Source organism: Klebsiella sp. JB_Kp042 (genome assembly GCF_040065275.1).
In the GTDB taxonomy this organism is placed as follows: domain Bacteria; phylum Pseudomonadota; class Gammaproteobacteria; order Enterobacterales; family Enterobacteriaceae; genus Klebsiella; species Klebsiella quasipneumoniae.
The window spans coordinates 1-3,628 of the sequence record NZ_JBEAJL010000058.1; the positions used below are offsets into that span (position 1 = coordinate 1).

The 3,628-nt window shown below is 57.8% G+C and carries 4 protein-coding genes and 1 pseudogene; 2 read left to right on the top strand and 3 right to left on the bottom strand.

What is annotated here, in order from left to right; all coding sequences use genetic code 11:
- Both ABLV54_RS12955 and iraM read left to right on the top strand, forming a co-directional pair.
- A pseudogene (locus tag ABLV54_RS12955) lies at nucleotides 1–184 on the top strand (hypothetical protein); the annotation flags it as partial.
- Nucleotides 185–529: 345 nt separating this feature from the next.
- Entirely contained in the window at nucleotides 530–883 is a 354-nt protein-coding gene (gene iraM, locus ABLV54_RS12960; RefSeq protein WP_023291644.1) for an anti-adapter protein IraM, read from the top strand.
- Between the two features lie 27 nt (nucleotides 884–910).
- On the opposite strand, the gene ABLV54_RS12965 is transcribed toward iraM, so the two are convergent.
- Genes ABLV54_RS12965 through ABLV54_RS12975 form a run of 3 tightly spaced genes read right to left on the bottom strand, consistent with a single transcriptional unit; the run spans nucleotide 911 to nucleotide 3,469 of the window.
- A complete protein-coding gene (locus ABLV54_RS12965) occupies nucleotides 911–1,672 on the bottom strand; it encodes an inositol monophosphatase (RefSeq protein ID WP_044525136.1) in 762 nt (253 codons plus the stop codon).
- Nucleotides 1,673–1,682: 10 nt separating this feature from the next.
- Nucleotides 1,683–2,702, bottom strand: coding sequence for a LacI family DNA-binding transcriptional regulator (locus ABLV54_RS12970; protein ID WP_050533637.1), 1,020 nt, complete (start codon nucleotides 2,700–2,702; stop codon nucleotides 1,683–1,685).
- Nucleotides 2,699–3,469, bottom strand: a complete 771-nt coding sequence (locus ABLV54_RS12975; protein ID WP_044525138.1) for a ribonuclease Z — start codon at nucleotides 3,467–3,469, stop codon at nucleotides 2,699–2,701. The genes ABLV54_RS12970 and ABLV54_RS12975 overlap by 4 nt, the downstream gene beginning before the upstream one ends.
- Nucleotides 3,470–3,628: the final 159 nt, after the last annotated feature.

Here is a 3,628-nt window from a genome sequence, read left to right on the forward strand (position 1 = left end):
CAGCGAGTCAGCTTGGGAAGAAATGACCTGCTTATTCGCACCTTCCCTAAATAAGATCAATCGCCATGGCGATATTATCGCGAAGTTATTCGCTATGGCGGTATACCAAAGACATTTACCCGAGCGCGGCCTGATGGCTGCGCGGGTCTGTTGTCGTACGCCGAGGCAACCGCGCAATAAATAGCTGGCTGCCGTCGTCCTCTCTGCCGGCGGAAGCTTTGGCGACGCTCAGCGCCACATCGTCTGATACGAATGGATGAAGGCTCATCCAAAGGGACTAATACATATTGTCAATTATTTTTATTTAATCTTATTTTTTATTGTATTTTCTTTTTTTAGGTTGATTTGTTTCTTTTTTTATAGGGTCTAATCATTAATCTCTCGACGAAAAGTAAACGTTACTAATAATGGAGTATGTTGTTAGGAATTGTCTTAAGTCACATAATTGTCAGGGATGCTTGCAGTTTATATTAATGAATGCTATCACTATATACGGTAACAATTTGTAGCATTTATATAAGGAAGGAATATGAAATGGACTATTCTTAATACTCTGATCTGCCCGCAATCCGGCATCGCCTTTTCGGCGATATCCAGCCTGCGTTTCTTAAAATTTATTATGTGGTACGAGGCCGATGTGATCCTGCTGCCCGGCGAGACAATGAAGCTCTATTCCTCAAGAGTTTTAATTAATGACCAGTATCATTCATTAAAAATCTACAATATTGCGGTGTACGACGAGGCGCAGTGGGAAATATTACGCGAGCGGCCATCGTGCCCGTACCATGCCGGCGGCGAGCGGTCTGACTCCTGTTTTTACCAGTCCTTTTGCGCGATTAAGCGCTGCCCGAATAATATTCCCCGCAGCGAAACCTGGCGTTAGTCAGGCCACGCCGGGGGCGGTGTAGCGTCATTTCTCCAGCAGGGCGGCCAGTCGTGGCTGGACGCCTGCGCAGCCGGCCAGCACGCGGTTACCTCGCCGCAGCCCCTCATTGGCGAGAAACGCATTGCACGTTCCGCCCGCCTCCTCAATCAACAGCATGCCTGCCAGCGCGTCCCAGCTGTTCATATGCGCTTCATAATAGGCATGGAGCTGGCCGGCGGCGACATGCGCCAGCATCAGGGCGCCCGCGCCGAAGCGGCGATATTCCAGGCCGGCGTCGAGCAGGGTGGTGATGGCCCAGGCGTAGTCGCTGGCCGGGGCGCGGCTGGAGCGGCCCATACCCACTACCACCGCATCCGGATCCGGTTCGCGTAGCGTCAGGCGCTGGCCGTTGAGATACGCGCCTTCGCCGCGACCAGCGAAGAAAAACTCATCGCGATCGGGGGCGTAGATAATGCCAAGCGTCAGCTCACCCTGGCACACTCGCGCCAGCGAGATACACCAGTAATCCATACCGAGGATAAAGTTGGTGGTGCCATCGACAGGGTCGAGCACCCAGACGGTCTGTGCATCGCCGGCGAAACCGCTCTCCTCGCCGAGGAAACCCTCCTGGGGAAAATGGGCCTGCAGCCAGCCTTTAATCTCTTGTTCTACCGCGAGATCCGCCTGCGACACAAAATCCTGGCGCGATTTTTTATCGACCTGTAATCCCGCATCGCGTAGCGCCTGGGCGTGGGCGCCAGCCTGGCGAATTAAGGCGCATAATGACTCTCGTTGTGCTTCCGTCATAGTCCTGCTCTCAGATAACAAAGGGCGACGTGCGCCGGTGAATTAATGTCACCTCCACCCAGGTGGTGCGTGAAGGTTGTAAAGGGTCGGCGGTGCGCTCCAGCAGCCGGGCAAGCGCCTGGCGGGAAATCGCCGCCACATCCTGATGTAGGGTGGTGAGCTGATAGCTATATTGCGCGGTCGGCGGCGTGTTATCAAAACCAATCAGCTGAAAATCCTCAGGCGCCTGTTTGCCGCGCTGGCGCATCCCATCAAGAAAGCCACAGGCAAGCTGGGCATTCGCGCAAAAGATCCCCTCAGGCACCTCGTCAGCGAGCGCCGCGGCCTGCTCACCGCCGACGTAGCCCTCTTCCGGACAGGCGAGGTGCGCCAGGTCGCGTTCGATGTCCACTCCGCGCGCCTGTAGCGCCCGGCTGAATGCTTCACCGCGCATGCGCCCGGCCCAGGTGGAAGGGAGAGTATTGAGCCAGCCGAAGCGCCGACAGCCGCTGCGCAACAGCTGGTTAGCGGCCAGTTCGGCGCCGGCGGCGTTATCAGAGCAGACATAATCCACCCCGGGGATCGTCGGTTGACGGTTAATGCCCACTACCGGAATATGCTGGTGAACGCACTCGTTCACCAGCGCTTCCGGCGGTTGGCCGGAGGTAACGATAACCCCGGAGACGCGAAACTGCGTGAAACGGCGCAGGGTATGCGCCAGATCCTGCTCGCTATGGATCTCGCTCACCAGCGCCTGAAAGCCCTGGCGCTGGATCTCGTTGAGCAAGGCATCAAGCAGGGCGCTGCGAAAAGGATCGCTGATGCGCGAGACGATCACGCCGATTAAGTGGCTGCGCTGGCGGTTCAGCCCCTGGGCGAGGAAGTTAACCTGATACCCCAGCTCTTCGGCGGCGCGCAACACCCGCGCCCGGGCATCGGGAGAGATGCTGCCGTTGCTGCTCAACGCCCGGGACACCACCGCCCGGGAGACGCCCGCACGCCGTGCGACATCCTGGGCGGTGACGCTGGCTTTACGTGATGCGGCGCTCATAGGATGTGCGCCTCGTCGGTAAACGGGGGACGCGGCAACGTTAAGGCGAGCCCATCCCGGGAAACGAATAACCCCGGCCACGGCTGGCAGGCCTGCTTCAGCCCCGGCAGGGCAGCGTCCTCGCAGTGATAGAGCCCCAGCGCCGGGAGCTGCAGCGTTCTGAACAGCATCAGGCAAGAGGGGAAATCGCCATGAGAGGCGTCATCGTCCAGGGCCGCCACCGAGGCACACTCCTGAAACGCCAGCCCGGCGCCGGCCATCAGGGCCATCGAGTCGGCGGTCGGCCGGCCATCGCCGCTGTAAAACAGCGTCTGCCCGGCAATGGTGATACGGATGGCGCGATTACTCAGCTCATGCTGGGTGGGGGCAGTGCGGATCTGCCAGTCCTGCCACGTCCAGGCTTCGCGACATGCTTGCCAGTCGATGGTGAAACCGAGCTCCGCCTGCGGCCAGTTCGCCAGCGCGGCCAGCTGCATGAGCACCGGCTGCTGCGTCGGCTGGCAGTAGATAATCAGCGGCTTCTGGCGGGAGCCGCTTTTCCAGTAATTCAGCAGCGCCGTCAGACCGGTGCAGTGGTCCGGATGAACGTGGGTGAAGTAGATCGCATCGATATCGTTGACCCCGCCGCCGCGCTGCCAGAGCGCGCGGGGAACGGTGGGTCCGCAGTCGATTAACCACTGTTTGTTGTCCGCGTCGATTACCCGCAGCGCGGAGGTATTTTGCGTGCAGGAAAAGGCGCTCCCGCAGCCAAGCACATCTATTTTCATTTACCCTCGCCAAAATTTTTTGCCGCTTAATTAAATTGTCATAAATACCCGACAAAGTAGGCTCACATCATGTCGAGTTAACGTTGCATTTTTTTTACAGCTAAGGAAGGTGCGAATAAGCAGGTCATTTCTTCCCAAGCTGACTCGCTGATTAAAATT